Raw genomic sequence first — 19922 nt, forward strand, 5'->3', positions numbered from 1 at the left:
GCTGGTGGCACGTGAACCCCATCCCCTCACGAGTCCATACTTCTCTACTACTTCTGCTCGGAGCTCTACTCCCTGAAACCCATCCCCCTCCCAGCCTCCCCCTTGAAGGGGGAGGGGCTCCGTTCCGTCCCCTTCCTTAAGAATACAAGCGGGAAGCGCCTCCGGACTCGATCAGCCGCCGTTCCCGGAACGTACTCTGGACTGGAGTCGCGGCATCGCAATCGAATTGTCCTCGCCTGATTGAAGACAGGTTCAACTATCTCAGTCCCGCAGCATCACCAAGCCCAGCCTTACGCGATCAATGTCCTGCTACGCCTCGACGCGAAGAACGACGACAGCATGCCGCCGCATTCGTCTGCCAGCACGCCGCCCTCCACCGTTGCGTGGTGATTCAGGCGGGGTTCGGCGAACAGGTCGACCACGCTACCTGCCACGCCGGTCTTGGGGTCGCGGGCGCCGAATACTACGCGCGCGATGCGTGCGTGCATGATGGCGCCCGAGCACATCGCGCACGGCTCCAGAGTCACGTACAACTCGCAGCCGGGCAGACGGTAGTTGCCCAGGCGCTCGCCGGCATCGCGCAGGGCCATGATCTCCGCATGGGCGGTCGGATCATGGCGCAGGATGGGCTGATTGAACCCCCGTCCAACGATTTCCCCGTTCAGCACCACGATGGCGCCGACCGGCACTTCGCTGCAGGCGCCCGCTTCCCTGGCCTGTTCCATGGCCAGGCGCATGAAATCTTCGTCGTTCATAGCGATCAACACTCAACAATGTCGTCCAGTGTACCCGAGTGCCGCTATGGCAAAGCGCCTCGAATCGTGAAAGACTCGCGATGCGGACACCGCTGCGAGTGGACAGGAGCCATCAGAGACCATGCCGGCCGACCAGACCGCGCCGAAGGAAAGGCCGCGTTACTTCTTTGACCGGGAAATCTATGCCTGGGTCGTCCTCTGTGTTTCGCTCGTGCTCACCGTCGCCTTCTGGTCCTACGCCAATGGCGCTTTCAAGCAGCGGGGGCAGGAGCGATTCAAGTATCGCATCGAGAAGGAAACCGCCACCCTGGTGGCGCGCATGCATGCCTACCAGCAGGTGCTGCTCGGGGCGCGCGGGCTATTCGCCGCCAGCGATGTGGTCACCCCCGACGAGTGGCACATCTATGTCAGCCAGCTCGACCTGGACGAGAACCTGCCGGGCATTCTGGGCACCGGTTTTGCGGCTTTCGTGCGCCCGAACGAGAAGGACGCGCACATCCGGTCGATGCGGGCGAGCGGGCACCCGGCGTACGACGTCGTCCCCGCAGGCGATCGGGATGCCTATACGCCGATTGCCTATCTCGAACCCTTGAACGAGCGCAATCAGCGCGCAGTGGGCTACGACATGTTTTCGGACCCGGTGCGACGCGAAGCGATGGAGCGCGCGCGCGACACCGGTGAGGCCGCGATGAGCGCGCGCGTCACGCTGGTGCAGGAAACCGATGTGGATGTGCAGCCCGGCTTCCTGATCTACCTGCCGGTGTATCGCAATCACGCCCCCCTCACGACCATGGCGGAGCGCCGCGCCGCCCTGCTCGGCTTCGTCTACAGCCCTTTCCGCGCCCATGACCTGATGCGGGGCATCTTCGCCAGCGGCAACCTGGACACCGAAATCGAGCTGTATGACGGCCCCGCACAGCCGGAAAACCTCCTGTACAGTACGATCGACACGCGCCGCCGCCCCAGCTACGTCATCTTCAACACGGCGGTGATCGGCGGTCGTCTGTGGACCCTTCGCTTCGAAAGCCGGCCCGAATACGAGGCTGCAACCACCAGCGTGCAGCCCTTGATGATCCTGTTCGGCGGCGCCGCGCTCAATTTCCTGCTGTTCGTCGTGATGCTGACCAACGCCCGCCACATTGCGCGCATGCAGGCTGCGGCCCGATCGATCACCCAGAGCCGGGATCGCTATCTGAACCTGGTCGACAACGTGCCGGGAACGGTCTTCCGCGCCGAACCCAAACTGCCAAGGCGTTTCGACCATGTCAGCAGAAACATCGCAACGCTGACGGGAGAGCCTGCCGAGGCCTTCCTCGACGACGGGATGGCCTTCGGCCACTTCATCCATGCGGACGACCTTGCCCGGGTGGACGCCACGGTGCGCGCCGCGCTGGACCGGCACGAACCCTACGAAATGGAATACCGCATCCGTCAGCACGACCGGACGGTGCGCTGGGTGACCGAGCGCGGACGGGGGGTGTTCGATGATAAGGGGCGTGCACTGTGGGTGGACGGCGTGATTCTCGACGTCACCGAGCGCAAGCTGGCAGAGAACGCCTTGCGCGATCTCGCCTTCTACGACCCGCTCACCGCCCTGCCGAACCGCCGTCTGCTCGACGACAGGCTGCGGCAAGCCATGCTGGCGAGCGAACGCAGCAAGCAGCGCGGCGCGATCCTGTTCGTCGACCTCGACAATTTCAAGGCCATCAACGACCACTTCGGCCACGAGACCGGAGACCTGATCCTGTGCGAGGTCGCGCACCGTCTGCGCGAGTCGGTGCGCGAAGCGGACACCGTCGCCCGCCTCGGTGGCGACGAGTTTCTGGTCATGCTCGAGAACCTCGGCACCACAGACGACGGCGCGCTGGAAAGAGCGCAACAGATCGCGACGAAGATTCTCACCGCGCTCGATGAGCCCTACGTCATTGCCGGACAGGCCCATCGCAGCACGCCCAGTATCGGCATCACGAGTTTCGTCGGCCAGGCGCAGAATGCCGGGGGGCTGATACGTGAGGCCGATCAGGCCATGTACGATGCAAAACAGGCCGGGCGCAATACGATTCGCGTTTTCCGCGGCGGCAGCGTGCGCGAGGCCGAGTAAGCATGACAACGCGATCCCTTCCCGCCTCCGGGCAGAAGCAGCTTTCGCAGGCAGGCGCCGAAGCCGCCGCCCAGTCCGGCGAGCCGCCTGCCACATCGAGGGCCGCGCCGTCCGTCATCGACGAAGCGATGGCCGATGGCCGCCGCGATTTCGTTCCGCGCAAGGTCCTGCTTTTCAGCGGACATCTGGCCGATGCACCCGGGCGTCAACCACCGCGCTTTCCAAAATCGATGGAGACCGCCGCCGCACAGCGCATTGGCGATGTCCTCGATCAGTTGCAGGCCGGCCCTGAAGACCTCGCGCTGACCCAGGGCGCCAGCGGGGGCGACATCCTCTTCCTCGAGGCCTGCCACGCACGCGGCGTGCGCCTGCAACTGATGCTCCCGCTGCCAGAGCCCGAGTTTGTCCGCCAGTCGATTCTGCCCGCGACTGACGGAGAACGTTGGGCCGCGAGATACCGACACCTCCGCACCCATCTCGCCGCACCTCCCCAGGTGCTGAACGAAGAACCGGCCCCGGCCTTGCCTCTATCGTCGCTTCCCGCCGACAACCCGTTTGCGCGCTGCAATCTATGGCTGCTGAACACCGCGCTGGCTTTCGGCATCGACCGGCTCGCCTTCATCTGTCTGTGGAACGGCGCGAAAGGCGACGGCCCGGGTGGCACCGCACACATGGTCGATGAGGTCGAACGCCGCGGGGGCCGGATCTTCTGGATCGACACCCGCAGTCTTTGACGACGACCCCTGCCGTCCGGGCGCGGCCGACGTGCGATGCTCAGGGCTTCGACTCGCCGCCGCCGGTGGGCGCGTCTGGACCGGCACGCCCCACCGTGAACTCGATCTCCGCGACCCCGGTGGACACGCTCCCCGACTGCATCCGGAAGTGAATGAGGGGCCCGTCCACCGTCCCCCAATAGTGATGCTCCAGCTCGCTCACGTCGGACGCCCCCAGGCGGGCCGTGCTGCGTGTCATGAAACGCAGGCTGCCATTTTCCAGGCGGCCGGACTCGATCGCACGTGGCACCCCCAGAAACCCGGCCGTGCCGCCGAGCCGTGTGCCGTCGACGCTGAACCTGAAGCGTTCCAGCTGATTCACCCCCCATGGGTATTCCACCTGCCCCGACCACTCCCCGGCAATGCCGTCCTGCCCACCGTCGACGCCGCTTCGCAACGCAAGCCAGGCGAGCAGAACGGCCAGCAGCACGACGACGCCGAGGCCAAGGCCAAGTCTCAGTCCATGGCGGCCCATGCGCGCGACCCTGGCCGACAGTGCCGCCAGGCCCCAGGCGTTGGCGCTACCAGCTGCAGATCGATTCTCGCCCTGCAGCACTTGAGCCAAGCTGGCGAGGTCTGCGCGCCACGACGCATCACGCAGGTCCACCTCCTGGCGCGAAGCGAGCGCCCGGATGGATGCCGGCAGCAGCGTCGCCTCCGGCATCTGCGCGCCGCCGACCAGTACCGGCACGACAGGCTTGCCTGCCGCCAGCGCGGATTCAATCTCGCGACGGACGAAATCGTCGGCGCGGTCCAGTCGCCGCAGGCCGCTGCTGTCGGCGTCGAGCCACCGCGGCCCGATCAGCACCAACACCCAGTCCACTTGCGCCAGCCTCGCGTCGATGACGCGCGCAAAGTCTTCACCGGGGACGATGTCGTCGACATCACGGAACACCGAATCGGCACCAAAGCGCTGCTCCAGTGCATCCGCAAGCCTGCCTGCATGGCCCGCGCTGTCGTCGCGACGATAGGAAACGAATACATGCACCATCATCGGGCTCCTGCAAACCGCGCACGATCGGGCGCCCTGCAAGCTGATTGAAGCACGCGGCTGCCGGTGTTGCCAACGCGAACGCCGGATGTACCGTCATGCGGGCTCGGGATGCCATTGACTTCAGCGTGGTTATAATGCCTTTTCCAGCGCTCATCCCACCCGGAGACCCCCTGCACATGGCCGACGACAACCCGTTTTTCCGTGCCGTCCGCGACTTCTGCCAGCGCGATGTCGTGACCTGCGCGGCGGGCGACAGACTGGTCGACGCGGTCGGCATCATGCGCAGCAGGAACATCTCCAGCATCGTGGTCGTGCGTGACGACATGCCGCACGGGATCTTCACCGATCGCGACCTGCGCAACAAGGTCGTGGCCCAGGCCCGGGATCCGGCCGCGCTCACCGTGGCTGACGTCATGCACACCCCGCTGTCGACGATTGCCGAGCGCGACGTGCTGTACGAGGCGCTGTACCGCATGTCGAAGCAGAAGATCCACCGCCTCGTGGTGGTCGATGACACCGGTCGCCTGACCGGCATCATCACCGACACCGACATCCTGCGCCTGCAGGCGCACTCGCCGCACCAGCTCGTGCTCGATATCGAGAAGGCGGGCTCGATTGACGATCTGCGCCATCTGCACCACCGCATCCAGCAACTGGTGGTGCACATGAGCGGCACCGGCATCGCGATCCGTGATCTGGTCAAACTGATCGCGAACCTCAACGATCAGGTCCTGATCCGTCTCATCGGCCTGCTGCGCGCAGAGAAATATCCCGATCTGACCGACCGCTTCGCTTTTGTCGTGATGGGCAGCGAGGGCCGCAGCGAACAGACGCTGTCGACCGATCAGGACAACGCCATCGTCTACGCTGACGACCTGAGCGCGGACGAACTCGCACGCCTGGAAGCCTTCTCGGTCGAGCTGATCGATACCCTGATTGCGATCGGCGTGCCGCCCTGCCCCGGCGGCATCATGGCCAAGAACGCCGCGTGGCGGCACAGCCTGTCGGAGTGGAAGCAGACGCTGAATCGCTGGCTGACCACGCCCACGCCGGAGCATGTGATGACCGGCAGCATGTTCATGGACCTGCGCACGCTGTATGGCCCCGACGAACTGGTGCAGGCGCTGCGGGAGCAGGCTTTCCGCACCATGAGCCAGGACCAGGGCTTCCTGATGCGCATGGCGCAGAACATGACGCGCTTTCTGCCGCCGCTGAGCTGGCTGGGTCGTATCAAGGTGGAGAAATCAGGCCCCCACCGCGGCAAACTCGACATCAAGAAGGCGGGCATCTTCGCCATCACCGACGGCATCAAGGCGCTGGCGATACAGGCACGTGCGCTCGATGGCAGCACACATGACCGCATCGAGGCACTGGTCGCGGCCAAGGTGATGAAGGAGGCCGACGCGGCCGATCTGCGCGCAGCCTTCGACTTCATGGTCAGACTACGTCTGCGCGGCCATGTCGAAGCCCTGCACGCCGGCACGGAACCGAGCAACTACATCTCGCTCGAGCAGCTCAACGCGATGGAAAAAGGCGAGCTCAAGCTCGCCTTCGAAGGTGTTGCGCGCTTCCAGGGCTTCATCAAGCATCACTTCAGCCTGCAGCTGCTGCGCAACTGATCACACCCGCTCGAGCAGCAGCGCAATGCCCTGACCGACACCGATGCACATGGTGCACACCGCGTAGCGCCCGCCGCTGCGCTGCAGCTGCCAGGTGGCGGTGGTGACCAGGCGGGCCCCGCTCATGCCCAGAGGGTGACCCAGCGCGATGGCGCCGCCATTGGGATTCACATGTGCCGCGTCGTCCGCCAATCCCAGTCCGCGCAGGGTGGCAAGCGCCTGACTGGCAAAGGCCTCGTTGAGCTCGATGAGGTCGATCTGATCGATGTGCAGCCCGGTCTTCGCCAGCAGCTTCTGCGTCGCCGGCAGCGGTCCGATGCCCATGATGCGCGGTTCGACCCCGGCCGTGGCGGTGGCGACGATGCGTGCGCGCGGCGTCAGTCCGTGGCGTGCCGCCGCCGCTTCGGAGGCGATCAGCAGCGCGCAGGCGCCATCATTGACCCCGGACGCATTGCCTGCCGTCACCGACAGATCCGGACCATTGATGCCCTTGAGCCGGGCCAGGGCGTCGAGCGTGGTGTCGGGGCGGGGATGCTCGTCCGCCACCACCCGCACCACCTCGCCTTTCTTGCGCGGCACGTCCACTGCAACGATCTCGTCGGCAAACAACCCGGCATCGAAGGCCTTCTTCCAGCGCTGCTGGCTGCGCAGCGCGAAGGCGTCCTGGTCGGCACGTGCAATGCCGAACTGCGCGGCCACGTTGTCCGCCGTCTGCGGCATCGAATCGATACCGTAACGCGCCTTCATCAGCTTATTGACGAGGCGCCAGCCAATGGTCGTGTCCTCGATCGAGCTGCTGCGGCCGAACGCGGTGTCGGCCTTGGGTACGACGAAGGGCGCGCGCGACATCGACTCCACACCGCCAGCCACGCCCATGTCGATTTCCCCGGCGCGGATCGATCGCGCGATGAAGGACACCGCATCCATGCCGGACCCGCACAGGCGGTTGATCGTGCTCCCCGGCACCGTCACCGGGTAGCCCGCCAGCAGCAGCGACATGCGCGCCACGTTGCGGTTGTCCTCGCCCGCCTGGTTGGCACAGCCGAGCACGAGTTCCTCGATCGCGGCCGGGTCCACGCCGGGGTTTCGCGCCAGCAGCGCCGACAACGGAATCGCCGCCAGATCGTCGGGGCGGACGGAAGAAAGTGCGCCGCCGTAGCGCCCGATGGGCGTGCGGACGGCGTCGCAGACGAATGCGTCGGCCATGGAAAACCTCAGGTTGGGTAAATCGGAAGAGCGCGTGCGGATCAGCCTTCGGGCGTGAGCAGTGACACGCCCAGCCGCGCCCGGCGGATCAGCCACGGACTCGGGCGATAGCGCGGATCGCGGGTATAGGCCTGCATGCGGTCGAGAATCTCGAGCACCCGCGCAGCGCCGATGGCGTCGCCCATTGCCAGCGGACCGGCCGGATAGCCCAGACCGAGCCGCACCGCGGTATCGATGTCCTGTGGCGAGGCAATGCGCTGCTGGGCGATGTCGCAACCGAGATTGACGATCATCGCCAGCACACGCTGGGTGACGAAGCCGGGACTGTCGTGAATGACCGAGACGGCCACGCCGTCGGCGCCGAACAGGCCGCGTGCGGCGTCGACCATCGCGGCATCGGTGAGCGGCGTGCGCATCAGCGTGCGGCGGCGCCCGAGATCGGGCAGCAGATCGATTGCGACGGTTCGCCTCGGGTCCAGACCCGCAGCCAGGCAGGCGCTGGTCGCATCCTCGCCCCACGGCGCCACCATGCACAAGGCATCGTCGGCGGGCTGCGCGCCCGCATCCAGCGTTCCGCCCAGGCGGATCACCAGTGCACTCAGACGCTCACGCTCGCCTTCATCCCCGATCGCGAGAAACACCCGGGCCGGGCGCGCATCCGGCGCGGGCGCTTCGGGTGCCACCACCGCGGCGCCGTCGCGATAGACGTAGAAGCCCTGCCCGCTCTTGCGCCCCAACAGGCCCGCCGCCAGCCGTTGCCGTGTGATCGGCGAGGGCCGGTAGCGCGGTTCCTGGTAATACTGGTCGTGGATCGACTCCATCACCGGATGCGACACATCGAGCCCGGTCAGGTCGAGCAGCTCGCACGGCCCCATGCGGAAACCCGCGGCTTCGCGCAGGATGCGGTCGAGCGTGACCACGTCTGCGACACCCTCACCGAGAATGCGCAGTCCTTCGGTAAGGTAGGCACGGCCGGCGTGGTTGACGATGAAGCCCGGCGTGTCCTGCGCCCGCACCGGCGCATGGCCCATCTGCCGGGCAAGCGCCAGCAGCCGCTCGCACACATCGGGACGGGTGCGCGCGCCGTCGATGACCTCGACGATCTTCATCAAGGGCACCGGACTGAAGAAATGCAGCCCCGCCACGCGCGCCGGGTGGGCGCAAGCGGCCGCAATCGCGGTCACCGACAGCGACGAGGTATTGGTCGCCAGGATGCAGTGCTCACCGACCACGGCCTCGAGCTCGCGCATCAGCGCACGCTTCGCTTCGAGGTTCTCGATGATGGCCTCGACCACCGCGTCGCAGCCCTCGAGCTCGGCCAGCGTGGCGGCAGGGCGCAGGCGCTGCCGTGCAGCCGCCGCGTCATCCGCGCTCAGGCTGCCCTTGGACACCAGCTTCGCGAGCATCGGCTCGATGGCGGCAATGGCTTCGCGCGGTGCATCCGCGCGGGTGTCGAAGAGGCGTACTTCGATGCCGCCGATGGCGGCGATCTGGGCGATACCCCGCCCCATCAGCCCGGCACCGACGATGCCGAGCGTTAGTACAGGACAATCCGGATTCAAGTCAGGCTCCTGCCGGTGGGGCGAGCGTGAAGTTCAGCGCCCTTTCCACACCGGTTTGCGTTTTTCGAGGAAGGCATTCACGCCTTCGTTACGGTCATCGGTACCCGCGAGCACGACGAAATTGCGCCGTTCGAGCACCATGCCCGCCGCCAGCGGCGTCTCGAACGCCTGCAGCACGGCATCCTTGGCCAGGCGGACCGCCAGCGGCGCCTTGCCTGCGATCTTGCGCGCCAGTTCGTGCGCACGACCGATGCACGCGTCGTCCGCGGTCACTTCGGCCACCAGGCCGGCGGCAAGGGCTTCACGCGCGGGGATGAACTCGCCCGCGAGCACCATTTTCATCGCCAGCGACTTGCCGACTGCACGTGTCAGGCGTTGCGTGCCGCCCGCACCGGGGATGATGCCGAGATTGATTTCGGGCTGGCCGAACTGCGCCGATTCACCGGCGACGATGATGTCGGCGTGCATCACCAGCTCGCAGCCGCCACCCAGCGCGTAGCCACAGACGGCACCGATCACCGGCTTGGGGAAACGCCCGATGGCGGCAAACAGGCGCGGGCGCTCTTCGAGCAGGACTGCCTGCATGTCCTTCGAGGCCATCTCGGCCAGATCCGCACCCGCGGCGAAAACGGTGTCACCGCCGGTAAGGACCACGCAGCGCACGCCATCATCAGTCTCGGCCCGCTCCAGCAGCCCGACGATGCCGCGCAGCACCGGCGTGGACAGCGCATTGCGCGCCTCGGGCCGGTTCAGCCGGATCTCGAGCACACCGGCCTCCGGTCCGTTGACGATCAGGCCCTCGGGCGCCGCATAGTTAGTTTCGTTCATGTCTCCGCTCCGTGATAAGAATGGTCTTGTTGCGGGCGCGTATTGACCCGGCAATTGAACAGGCGAGAGATGGAGGGCGCCAAACTGAGGCCCCCGAACCTCAATAGCAGGTTCCTTCCCCTTGTATGTTCAAGGAAAGGGCAAGAACAGAGCTCCTCCCCCTTCAAGGGGGGCGTAGCCGGGGTTTCGGCGAGCACTGCTCGCTGCCGGCGTAGCGGCGAGGCATTGCCGAGACTACCGGTTGGGAGGGGGATGGGTTACTGCGGCAGTCGGAGAACCCATCCCCACCCCAACCCTCCCCTTGAAGGGGAGGGAGCGACCGTGCTGAACTCAACCTTTCGTCATCTAATTGATTGCCGGGCTAATAATGAAAAAACAGCGACCAGGGGTCGCCGTTCTTCCTGATGCAGACGGTGTTATTTGGCGGCAGCGCGTGCCTGGTCCAGCCAGCCCTTGTAGGTGGCTGCATGGCCCTTGATCCAGGCATTGACATGACGTTCGATGTCGGCAGCCTTGTTCTCGCCGTCACGCATGCGCTTGTTCTGCGCACTGATGTCGTTGTTCGACAACTTCATGATTGCGAACAGCTTGGCTGCGGCTGGATTCGCCTCCGCCCAGGCGCGATTGGCCACGATGTGCTGATTGTTGGCCTGGAAGCCATAGTTCGATCCATCCGGCAGCGAGGTATCCACATCTTTGCGCTCACCCGGCAGCGACGAGAACGGCACCTGCAACCAGGTGACATCCTTGCCCGGCACCAGCACGCCGCTCACCCAGTAAGGCGTCCACGTGTAGTAGAAGATCGGCTCACCCTGCTTGTGGCGGGCAATGGTGTCGGCAATGATTGCAGCATACGAGCCCTGCTTGTGGGTCACATGATCGCGCAGGCCGTAGGCGTCAAGATGATGTTCGATGACCTTTTCGCAGCCCCAGCCGGGGTTGCATCCGGCCAGATCGGCCTTGCCGTCGCCATCGGTGTCGAACAGCTTGGCGATGGCCGGATCCTTGAGCTGGTCGATACGCGTGATCTTGTACTTGTCGGCGGTGGCCTTGTCGATCAGGTAGCCCTGCAGCGCGCCGCCGGAATACACGCCCTCGCGATACAGCTTGGCATCGCCACCGGCCTTCTCGTAAAAATCAACATGCAGCGGATTCCAGTGATCGGCCATGAAGGTGGCGTCGCCATTGCCGAGCGCGATATGGCCCGCGGCATATTCGATCTCCTTGATCGGCTGCACGTCGTAGCCCAGATCCTTGAGCGCATGCATCACCAGCAGGGTCTGAAAGGTTTCCTCGGCAATCGAACTCTTGATCGGCTGCACCTTGACCCCGGCACCCGGCATGTCCGCCGCAATGGCGTGAATCGGTGCGGCCGTGGCCAGCGCGATGGCGACGCCACCCAGGATCTGCTTCAGGAAATTTCTCTTTTGCATCTGTTGCTCCTCATTGAAGGTTTGCAGGCGAAAGCAGGCAGCGAACCTAGGCCGCTTTCGCCGATTCGGTGGTACTGGTGGTCCGGCTGCGGCGCAAGGCGAACAGCAGACCGAGGGGACCCGATTCGTACCAGCGTCCGGCCTTACGCCCGGGACGCGCCATTGCCTGGGTGATGCGGTCGAGCATGATGGCCAGGATCACGATGCCGAGCCCGCCAACCGTTGCCAGCCCCATGTCGAGGCGACCGATACCGCGCAACACCATCTGCCCCAGACCGCCCACGGCGATCATCGAGGCGATGACGACCATCGACAGCGCCAGCATCAGGGTCTGGTTAATGCCGGCCATGATGGTGGGCATGGCCAGCGGCAACTGCACCTTGGTCAGCATCTGCCAGGGCGACGCACCGAACGCTCGCGAAGCCTCGATGAGATCGGCCCGCACCTGCCGGATGCCGAGGTTGGTCAGCCGGATCAGCGGCGGCAGCGCAAACACGATGGTCACGACCACACCGGGGACGTTGCCGATGCCAAACAGCATCACCACCGGCACCAGGTAGACGAAGGCCGGCGTCGTCTGCATGGCGTCGAGCAGCGGTCGCGCAAACGCCTCCATGCGGTCGCTGCGCGCCATCATGATGCCCAACGGCAACCCGATGACCATGCAGAACGCCACCGATGTCAGCACCAGCGCGAGCGTGACCATGGCTTCGCTCCAGGCGCCGATGAAGCCGATCAGCAGCAGCGACAGCACCGATCCGATCGCCAGGCGCCGGCCGCTGGCCTGCCAGGCGATCAATCCCAGCAGCGCGATCATCAGCAATGGCGGTACCGCCAGCAGCCCGTGTTCGATGCCGGTGAGCGTGGCATCGATCGGCACGCGTATGGCCTGGAAGGCGGGACGAAAGTGATCCACCGTCCAGGTCAGGCCGCTGTCGACCCAGTCGTCGAGCGGAATCACCGCGTTGTCAAAGGGACGGGACCAGTCGAAGGATGGCGCGGGGACGTCTGTCGGTGCCGCGGATTGCGCCAGCCAGTCGTTCGCACTGTCGCCGACAGGCATCGCCGGGGCATCGGCACGCCCGGAGGACACGGCATCCGGCGCCGCCCAGGGATTGCCGGCAGGTGTCGCCACTGGCGTGTCGCCACCCGTTGCCCATGGATTGGCTGCCGGTGCCTGCGCGTCGGCGACGGCGGGGTTCGCGTTGCTGTGTTCGCTCATTGGCTCGCCTCCGCAGTTTGTTGATGGAGGAATTCCAGCATCATGTTGCGGGTAATCGAACCACGGTATCGACCCTTGTCATCGACAACCGGCAAGCCGTAGGGGTGGCGCGTCAGCGGCTCGTAGAGTTCCGCGATGCATTGCTCCTGCGCGATCACATGGATGTCGGGCAGGAAGGCATCGCGCAGTTTCGGGTCGTCACTTGTGGCAGCGGCGCTCTTGAGCGAATCCACCGACACCACGCCCATCAACTTCTGGTCCGGGCTCACCACGTAACCGAACTCGCGATCATGGGTGCGCAGGCGTTCGAGTGCGCTGCGCACGCCCATGCCGGCGTGGTCGATGATGTTAATCTGGGTGCGGCGCGCAATATCGGCGGCGGACAGGATGGAAGTGGCGTCGACACCGCGAAAGAAGGACTTCACGTAATCGTTGGCGGGATTGCGCAGAATCTCTTCGGCGGTGCCTACCTGAACCACGTTCCCGCCTTCCATGATCGCAATGCGGTCGCCGATGCGGATGGCCTCGTCCAGATCGTGCGAAATGAAGATGATGGTGCGCTTCTGTCCGGCCTGCAGCTTGACCAGTTCATCCTGCATCTCGGCGCGAATCAGCGGGTCGAGCGCGGAAAAGGCCTCGTCCATCAACAACACGGACGGATCGTTGGCCAATGCCCGCGCCAGTCCGACGCGCTGCTGCATGCCGCCCGACAGCTCATCCGGATAGCTCGATGCCCACTGCGCCAGCCCGACCTGCTCGAGCGCGGTCATGGCCCGTGCGTTCCTGATGCGCTCCGCCTCGCCGGCCAGCATCAGTCCGAAGGCGGTGTTCTCGAGCACGCTCAGGTGCGGCATCAGCGCGAAGGACTGGAACACCATGCTCATGTGCTTGCGCCGGAACTCGCGCAGTTCCGTGTCGCTCATCCTGGCGATGTCGCGGCCATCGACGACGACCTGTCCCGCCGTAGGTTCAATCAACCGATTCAGCAGCCGCACCAGGGTGGACTTGCCCGAACCCGACAGCCCCATGACGACGAAGATCTCGCCTTCATACACTTCGAACGATGCGTTTTTCACACCGAGCGTCTGGCCAGTCCTGGAAAAGATCTCGGCCTTGTCCAGCCCTTCTTCAACCAGTTTCATGGCCTCGCGGGGACGCTCCCCGAAGACCTTGTACAGATTCTTTACAACGAGTTTTGCCTGCATCGAATGGGCGCTGGCGCCGCGACACGGAGGATAAACGCAAAGGACAAACCCGGATCGAAGCCGGCAGCATGAACTGCCGGGACCACACAAGGCCTCATCCAGTTACGCTGGGCCGCAGGATGGGACACGCAATAGGGAGGCGCATCCGTTTCGCCAGCAATGACTGTTTTTGGACTGAAATTGTAACATACAATTTTGTCCAAATATATTTTCGGCAATTGCGTTTCCTACCCCCGATCGTCAGCGCCATTGCGGACCGAGCGCCGGACTACTGCATTACGGCGCGCTCCACGCGAACTGCAGTTGCGCGCGGTCGTATCTCGAGACCCCGAGCCTGCACGTTCGCACGCGTAAACGCAGCGCCGAGCAGCAGGATCAGCGAGGAGTAGTTGACCCACATCAGCAATAACACCAGGGACCCCGCGGCGCCGTAGGTCGATGTGGTCGCCGTCGTCGACAGGTAATGTGCGATCAGCGTTCGTCCAAATCCGAACAGAAGCGCCGTCACCACTGCCCCCAGCCAGACATCGCGCCAGGCAAGGACGACGTCGGGCAACACGCGAAAGATGGTGGCAAAAAGCAGGGTGACGACGACCAGCGATACAACGCCGTCAAGCACGAGCAATACAACCCCTGGGACTGGCAACCAATCCTGCGCAAACGCCACGACGCCCTGCACGAGCGCACCGAGCACGAGGGACACCAGCAGCACGAAACCAATCCCGAGCACCACGGTGAGCGACAGCAGGCGTCCCTTGATGAAAATCAGCAGACTGCTGCGCGAAGGGCGTGGTGCCACCCCCCAGATTGCGTTCAGCGCGTTCTGCATCTGCGCAAAGACGGTAGTGGCACCGAAGAGCATCGCCCCGATGCCGGCCACCGTGGGCAGCAATCCACTGTGTTCCACGCGGCTGCCCTCCACAGCAGTCTGCACCGCAGCGGCCGCCTCGGGACCGATCGCCGCCTGGAGTTGCTGGGCGATCTGACCTTGAGCCGCACTTTCGCCAAGCACCAGCGCAACAATGCTGACCGCCACGATCACCACCGGCGCGATGGAGAAGACGGTGAAAAATGCTAGCGCCGCGGCGTGAATGAAAACCTGCGCATCGAGCCAGATGCGTACCGTATTCCGCACGAGGCCAATCAAGTACCTGATCCATCCGTTCATCGCACAAGCCTCCATTTCATCAGACCATTTGCGGCGACCCTGCAACTCATCGTGCAGATTTTCTGATTCGTTCGACCCATGCAGCTTGGATGACGAGATCGACGATGTGACCGCCCGATCGAAAAAGCCCGTGAGCGAATGGCTGTGCGACGCGGCGATTTCGAGCACGCCGAGAGGCCGGATGCGAGCATGCGTGCCTCACTTCCGAAAAAATGCCCGCCACCGCAACACGTGCAGTACCGGGCATTGCTCGATGCCTGAACCGCTCAACTGCCTCGCATCAATGCCTGAAGCGAGCGACGGATGCGCGCAGTTCAGCTGCCACGCCGTCAAGCATATGGGCCGACTCCGCCGTCGCTTGCATTGACGCGCCAGTCTCCTCGACCATCTGGGCAATACTCTCGACCTGCTGCGCGATTGCGGTACTTGCAGTGCTCTGCTCCCTCGTCGCAAGCGCAACCTCGCGAATCCTCAGCACCATGGCACCCGCCCCTGCCCGAATGTCCCGCAGTGACTGCGCCGCATCCTGAGCCAGGGCGACGCCATGTTCAACCTGGGGCAGCACCCTGTCCATGGTTCCGACCGCCTGCGCGGTATCTCCCTGAATGGCGCCAATCATTCCACCAATCTCTTCGGTGGCCCGAGACGTCCTTTCAGCGAGCTTTCGGACCTCGTCAGCCACGACGGCAAACCCTCGCCCCTGTTCTCCGGCGCGTGCAGCTTCGATCGCGGCATTCAGGGCCAAGAGGTTCGTTTGTGCCGCAATCTCCTTGATAACATTCGCGATCGACGAAATTTCGTTGGTCCGACTCTCAAGCGTACGCAATTGTTCCGCGGCATTCACCACGGACTGACTGATCTGATGCATCTCACCCGTCGCGCTGGCCACCTTTTCCTCGCCGCTCGATGCCATGTCGGACGCCGCATTCGAATCGCGCTCGGTATCCAGTGCACTATCGGATATATGCGTGATCGACACCGTCATCTGCTCAATGGCAGCGGCCATTGCCGATGTCGAGTCGGCCTGGCGATGCGCCGCAATCGCCACCTGATCAGAAGAGTGCGTAATCTCTGCCACGGCTTCCGACATCCTGACTGCACCATCCGAGATTTTCGCAATCATTTCGCGGAATGCCCGGAGCATTTGGGCAAGCCCCGCCAGCATGCTGCCTTCTGCAACCCGCCCGACCTCCACCGTCAGGTCACCGCTTGCCGCGCGCTCCATTAGCGCCATCGCTTCGGAAGGCTCGCCACCGATCTGGCGCAATATCGATCGCGCGATCAGAAATCCGAACCCGACAATGAATGCCATGATGGCAGCACCAATGCCCGCGTCGCGGACCAGGAGCTGCAAAAACGCCTGATCCACGTCATCGACATAGACGCCTGTTCCGATCATCCACTGCCATGGTTGGAACACCATGACATATTGAAGCTTATCGACCGCAACCTTCGTGCCCGGTCTCGGAAACGACGTCTCGACGAATCCCATTCCGTTCGCCTTCGCGACCGCGAGCATATCCTTGATGGCATAACGCCCCTGGCCGTCCCGGACATCCTCGACGACGTTTTTTCCCGCCCATTCCGTGCGGATGGGGTGCATCTCGGTAATACCTGAAGTGTTATACACGTAAAGGTATTCCGACTTTCCGTCACCATATCGCATGCTGCTCAAGGACTTGAGCGCCTGCCGCTTCGCCTCTGCCTCGCTCAACTCGCCCTTGCCGACCTGGTCGTGGAATCCTGCTACCAGCTGCTCGGCCGATTGAACGATCGAAGCAATCTGCTCCTTGCGCCCTTCCATGAGGGCTTGTCTCACTTCAAGCGCACCAAATACGCTAGTCAGTGCAATTCCGATAAACGCCGCAAGGACGAGCGACGCAATTCTGGTCCTTAACGTGAGACCTTTGAACATATACATCCCTTTTAGGAACAAACGGTGACGGTGAGGCAGCTTGAACGCGCCAGGTGACGTCAATCCACTCATGCGCGCAAACCACCAGGCTTGGACGACTCGCGAATTCACCGCAAAGCGTGCTTTCGGCACAGCCAGCTACAATCACTCAAAAACCAATTCTTATATAAGAATGAGCATATAAGACAAGATATATATCTTTATATGCTTATAAATTCGCCCAATCATTTGAGCTGCGCTTACCGCTGTCCACACATTCTGAACTTCGACCCAACACTCACCCCCTGACCGCATCGAGGATCTGGTGGCGCTCGTCCTGTGAATCATGCAGCAAAGGCTTCAGGTCTTCGGGATCAATCCCGAACGCACTTGCCGCATCGATGCCGCGCAGCGGATGCAGTCCGAGCAAGCCATCGAGTGGATTCGGACATTCGGATACCAGAGAGGCAATCTGCACGATGTGGAGGAGCTTGCCCGGCGGCCAGGTGCCGCTGTACGCCTCCTCCTCGAGACTGTCGACCAGCGTTTCCGGGATCTCGAAAACCTCCAGCACGGCGCGCCCCACGCGCCGGTGCAGACCGTCCACGAGCTGCGCGAACTGGTCGATGTTCTGTTCCATGGCGGGGTAGTCCGACGCCCGCGCCACCAGGAAAAGCTGACCGATGTACGACATCATGCCTGCCATCAGCGCGGTATCCGGATTGGCCGCTCGCGTCTTGCGGGCCAGCGCAAAACACCAGGACGCAACATCGACCGACCGCAGCCACAATCCGAGCGCCAGCGTACGCATGTTGGGCGACCGATGATCGCCCGCGATCTGTTCCGACGCCACCGCAAACGCCAGACTGCGCAGCGGACCAAGACCGATGCGGCGGACGGCCACACCGACCGAATCCACTAGTGCGCCATAGGGGTTGAGCGCGACGGTGTTGGCCATGCGGATCGTCTTCGCTGCCAGCACCGGCTCCGCCTGAATCACGGCCACGATCTGATCGAGACCGACATCGGGATCATCCGCCAGGCGTTTGATGCGCAGGGTCACCTCCATCGACACCGGGAACACCAGCCGTCGCGCCTCCAACTCGGCTTCGACGGTTTGCGTGAGTGCATTGGCCTGACGCTGGAACTCGCTCATTGTGTCCTCCCCTGTCGCCTCGGTGTTGCCTGTCTTCACCCTTGGGCCGCTGCTGGCACACGGCCCCGATCATTTCAATGTACCAAATAATCCGTCTCTCCAGCGCTGTCGGACACGGCCAGGCGATCGGGGTAAACACCAATACGCCTGGCTTGCGCCCGCGGCTTGCGCCACAGAAAGATCGCACATTTGTGTCAGACCAATGACGTTTAACGAAACTGCAATGCATTTGGCGGAGCATGCAGTCATCGCGGTCGCCGTGGCAGCCGGTCGGATGTCTAACTCTTTCGTACTAATCCGTGTGACTACGCCAATTTCAGTCGATCCGCAGCACCACTCCACACCGGCCAGACATGCTCACGAAGACGGGCTTACCGAGTTGCCTAGACGCGGCATCCTGCGCACACTGAATTCGTGGTCCCTGGCCATGCTGGCCGCGCTTGCACTGTCCGGTGTACAGATCTGGGGCTTGTGGACTCTTCGCGCCACCACGGATGCCGAGCCACGCGCCGTGATGACGCGCGCGCTCACCTTGCTGATGATCACGGCGACGACGGCCTTCATCATTGTTGTCAGGCGCTGGCAGCGCACTCATGCCAATCAGGTGGCCGCGTTAGTGCAGCAAACGCACCTCAATGCGCAGCTGAGCGCCGAGAAGGGCGCGGTCTATCAGCTCGCCTCCTACGATCACCTGACGGGCCTGCCGAACCGGATGCTGTTTTCCGAACTGGCGAACAGCCACCTCTCGCGCACCCGGCGCAGCCATGCCCCCTTCGTAATGATGTTTCTCGACCTTGATCGATTCAAACTGATCAATGACACCTTGGGACACCGCATCGGCGACTTGCTGTTGCAAGGCGTGGCGCAGCGCCTCAATGCATCCGTGCGTGACGCCGATATCGTGGCCCGCCTGGGCGGGGACGAATTTGTCGTGCTGTTAACGGAGTTGGAATCGATCGACGATGCGGGGCGGGTGGCGAACAAGCTGATCAACGAGATCGGCCGCCCGATGCAGATCGAGGCGCATGAACTGGAGATGCGCCCGAGTATCGGTATTGCCGTCCATCCGCGCGACGGGCTCGACCTCGACGCCCTGATGCGAAATGCCGACTCGGCGATGTACGAGGCCAAGCGTGCCGGACGCGGCTGTTTCCGCTTCTACGATCCGTCATTGAACACGCGCTCGGCGCTGCAGGCCGATCTGAGCGGCCGCTTCCGGCGCGCGATCATGGGTGGTGAATTCGTCCTCCACTACCAGCCGCGCATTTCACTCAACGGCTATCGCATCACCAGCCTGGAAGCTTTGATCCGCTGGCAGCATCCGGAGCGCGGTCTGGTCCTCCCCGGCGAATTCATCGACTACGCCGAGCAGGAGGGTCTGGTGGTGGAGCTCGGCAACTGGGTCGTGCGCGAAGCCAGCCGCCAGATTGCGGCCTGGCTTGCCGGCGGCGTCGATGTGGTGCCGGTCGCGATCAACGTATCGCCCAAGCAATTGCGCGACCAGACCTTCGTCGACCACCTGCGCAACACCGTGGCCGACTTCGCCATCCCAGCCTCCTTGCTCGAAATCGAAATCACCGAACGCTGTGTGGTGGAAGACTTCGAACGCCCGCGCCTCGCCCTCGAGGCGCTCTCCGCGCTGGGGCTGAAAATCGCACTGGACGACTACGGCACCGGCTTTTCCAGCCTGAGTTACCTGAAGCGGCTCCCGATCAACATCATCAAGATCGACCGCAGCTTCATCAGCGACATCCGCAACCAGAGCAACGATGCGGCCATCGTCGCCTCGACCATTGCGCTCGGCCATAACCTGGGCCTCACCGTCATTGCCGAAGGCGTCGAGACGCGCGAACAGGTCATCTACCTGCGTACCGCTGGCTGCGACGAGGTGCAGGGCTACTATTTTCAGAAACCGGTGCCCGCGCACGAAATCATCGACGCGCTGCGGGCTGGCGAAGTCGTGCGCTGAAAGCCCCCGCCCGCGAAGTCCATCATCGCGGGCCCGA

Annotated in this window: 15 protein-coding genes; 4 read left to right on the top strand and 11 right to left on the bottom strand. The window is 63.7% G+C overall.

Annotated features, from left to right (window positions below; all coding sequences use genetic code 11):
* Nucleotides 1–290: 290 nt before the first annotated feature.
* Complete coding sequence (gene tadA / locus J5J83_RS06545; RefSeq protein WP_212346846.1) at nt 291–755, bottom strand: tRNA adenosine(34) deaminase TadA; 465 nt, start codon at nt 753–755, stop codon at nt 291–293.
* 121 nt (nt 756–876) lie between these two features.
* Here tadA and J5J83_RS06550 point away from each other — a divergent pair, with 121 nt between their 5' ends.
* Nucleotides 877–2856: a GGDEF domain-containing protein gene (locus tag J5J83_RS06550; protein ID WP_212346848.1), complete on the top strand. Its 1980-nt coding sequence runs from the start codon at nt 877–879 to the stop codon at nt 2854–2856.
* A 2-nt stretch (nt 2857–2858) separates the two neighbouring features.
* Complete coding sequence (locus J5J83_RS06555) at nt 2859–3590, top strand: hypothetical protein (protein WP_249115636.1); 732 nt, start codon at nt 2859–2861, stop codon at nt 3588–3590.
* A gap of 40 nt (nt 3591–3630) precedes the next feature.
* On the opposite strand, the gene J5J83_RS06560 is transcribed toward J5J83_RS06555, so the two are convergent.
* Nucleotides 3631–4623, bottom strand: a complete 993-nt coding sequence (locus J5J83_RS06560) for a toll/interleukin-1 receptor domain-containing protein (protein WP_249115637.1) — start codon at nt 4621–4623, stop codon at nt 3631–3633.
* A gap of 176 nt (nt 4624–4799) precedes the next feature.
* On the opposite strand from J5J83_RS06560, the gene J5J83_RS06565 reads away from it, so the two are divergent.
* Nucleotides 4800–6242, top strand: a complete 1443-nt coding sequence (locus J5J83_RS06565; protein WP_212346850.1) for a putative nucleotidyltransferase substrate binding domain-containing protein — start codon at nt 4800–4802, stop codon at nt 6240–6242.
* Here J5J83_RS06565 and pcaF read toward each other — a convergent pair whose 3' ends face one another.
* The 9 genes from pcaF to J5J83_RS06610 all read right to left on the bottom strand — a co-directional run bounded on the left by pcaF (nt 6243) and on the right by J5J83_RS06610 (nt 17916).
* Complete coding sequence (pcaF, locus tag J5J83_RS06570; RefSeq protein ID WP_212346853.1) at nt 6243–7448, bottom strand: 3-oxoadipyl-CoA thiolase; 1206 nt, start codon at nt 7446–7448, stop codon at nt 6243–6245.
* 41 nt (nt 7449–7489) lie between these two features.
* Nucleotides 7490–9010 (bottom strand): 3-hydroxyacyl-CoA dehydrogenase, encoded by a 1521-nt coding sequence (locus J5J83_RS06575; protein WP_249115638.1) that lies wholly within the window; start codon nt 9008–9010, stop codon nt 7490–7492.
* Nucleotides 9011–9043: 33 nt separating this feature from the next.
* A complete protein-coding gene (locus J5J83_RS06580; protein ID WP_212346855.1) occupies nt 9044–9838 on the bottom strand; it encodes an enoyl-CoA hydratase-related protein in 795 nt (264 codons plus the stop codon).
* 416 nt (nt 9839–10254) lie between these two features.
* Nucleotides 10255–11271 carry a glycine betaine/L-proline ABC transporter substrate-binding protein ProX gene (gene proX / locus J5J83_RS06585; protein ID WP_212346858.1) on the bottom strand — a complete coding sequence of 339 codons (1017 nt, stop codon included), beginning with the start codon at nt 11269–11271 and terminating at the stop codon, nt 10255–10257.
* Between the two features lie 46 nt (nt 11272–11317).
* Nucleotides 11318–12493 carry a glycine betaine/L-proline ABC transporter permease ProW gene (gene proW / locus J5J83_RS06590; protein WP_212346861.1) on the bottom strand — a complete coding sequence of 392 codons (1176 nt, stop codon included), beginning with the start codon at nt 12491–12493 and terminating at the stop codon, nt 11318–11320.
* Nucleotides 12490–13698, bottom strand: coding sequence for a glycine betaine/L-proline ABC transporter ATP-binding protein ProV (gene proV, locus J5J83_RS06595; protein ID WP_212346863.1), 1209 nt, complete (start codon nt 13696–13698; stop codon nt 12490–12492). The genes proW and proV overlap by 4 nt, the downstream gene beginning before the upstream one ends.
* Before the next feature lie 268 nt (nt 13699–13966).
* Nucleotides 13967–14866 carry a YihY/virulence factor BrkB family protein gene (locus J5J83_RS06600; protein ID WP_212346866.1) on the bottom strand — a complete coding sequence of 300 codons (900 nt, stop codon included), beginning with the start codon at nt 14864–14866 and terminating at the stop codon, nt 13967–13969.
* 280 nt (nt 14867–15146) lie between these two features.
* Nucleotides 15147–16853: a methyl-accepting chemotaxis protein gene (locus J5J83_RS06605; RefSeq protein WP_249115639.1), complete on the bottom strand. Its 1707-nt coding sequence runs from the start codon at nt 16851–16853 to the stop codon at nt 15147–15149.
* A 205-nt stretch (nt 16854–17058) separates the two neighbouring features.
* Complete coding sequence (locus J5J83_RS06610; protein ID WP_212346868.1) at nt 17059–17916, bottom strand: HDOD domain-containing protein; 858 nt, start codon at nt 17914–17916, stop codon at nt 17059–17061.
* A gap of 274 nt (nt 17917–18190) precedes the next feature.
* Between J5J83_RS06610 and J5J83_RS06615 the strand changes: the two genes are divergently transcribed.
* A complete protein-coding gene (locus tag J5J83_RS06615) occupies nt 18191–19885 on the top strand; it encodes an EAL domain-containing protein (RefSeq protein WP_212346870.1) in 1695 nt (564 codons plus the stop codon).
* Nucleotides 19886–19922: the final 37 nt, after the last annotated feature.

The organism is Azoarcus sp. L1K30 (assembly GCF_018122735.1).
Taxonomy (GTDB): Bacteria; Pseudomonadota; Gammaproteobacteria; order Burkholderiales; family Rhodocyclaceae; genus Parazoarcus.

Coding starts and splice junctions, on each gene's coding strand:
- J5J83_RS06560 (WP_249115637.1), bottom strand. CDS start 4,623: ATGATGGTGCATGTATTCGTTTCCTATCGTCGCGACGACAGCGCGGGC.
- J5J83_RS06580 (WP_212346855.1), bottom strand. CDS start 9,838: ATGAACGAAACTAACTATGCGGCGCCCGAGGGCCTGATCGTCAACGGA.
- pcaF (WP_212346853.1), bottom strand. CDS start 7,448: ATGGCCGACGCATTCGTCTGCGACGCCGTCCGCACGCCCATCGGGCGC.
- proV (WP_212346863.1), bottom strand. CDS start 13,698: ATGCAGGCAAAACTCGTTGTAAAGAATCTGTACAAGGTCTTCGGGGAG.
- proX (WP_212346858.1), bottom strand. CDS start 11,271: ATGCAAAAGAGAAATTTCCTGAAGCAGATCCTGGGTGGCGTCGCCATC.
- J5J83_RS06555 (WP_249115636.1), top strand. CDS start 2,859: ATGACAACGCGATCCCTTCCCGCCTCCGGGCAGAAGCAGCTTTCGCAG.
- J5J83_RS06550 (WP_212346848.1), top strand. CDS start 877: ATGCCGGCCGACCAGACCGCGCCGAAGGAAAGGCCGCGTTACTTCTTT.
- J5J83_RS06615 (WP_212346870.1), top strand. CDS start 18,191: ATGTCTAACTCTTTCGTACTAATCCGTGTGACTACGCCAATTTCAGTC.
- J5J83_RS06605 (WP_249115639.1), bottom strand. CDS start 16,853: ATGAGTGGATTGACGTCACCTGGCGCGTTCAAGCTGCCTCACCGTCAC.
- J5J83_RS06610 (WP_212346868.1), bottom strand. CDS start 17,916: ATGAGCGAGTTCCAGCGTCAGGCCAATGCACTCACGCAAACCGTCGAA.
- J5J83_RS06600 (WP_212346866.1), bottom strand. CDS start 14,866: ATGAACGGATGGATCAGGTACTTGATTGGCCTCGTGCGGAATACGGTA.
- J5J83_RS06565 (WP_212346850.1), top strand. CDS start 4,800: ATGGCCGACGACAACCCGTTTTTCCGTGCCGTCCGCGACTTCTGCCAG.
- proW (WP_212346861.1), bottom strand. CDS start 12,493: ATGAGCGAACACAGCAACGCGAACCCCGCCGTCGCCGACGCGCAGGCA.
- tadA (WP_212346846.1), bottom strand. CDS start 755: ATGAACGACGAAGATTTCATGCGCCTGGCCATGGAACAGGCCAGGGAA.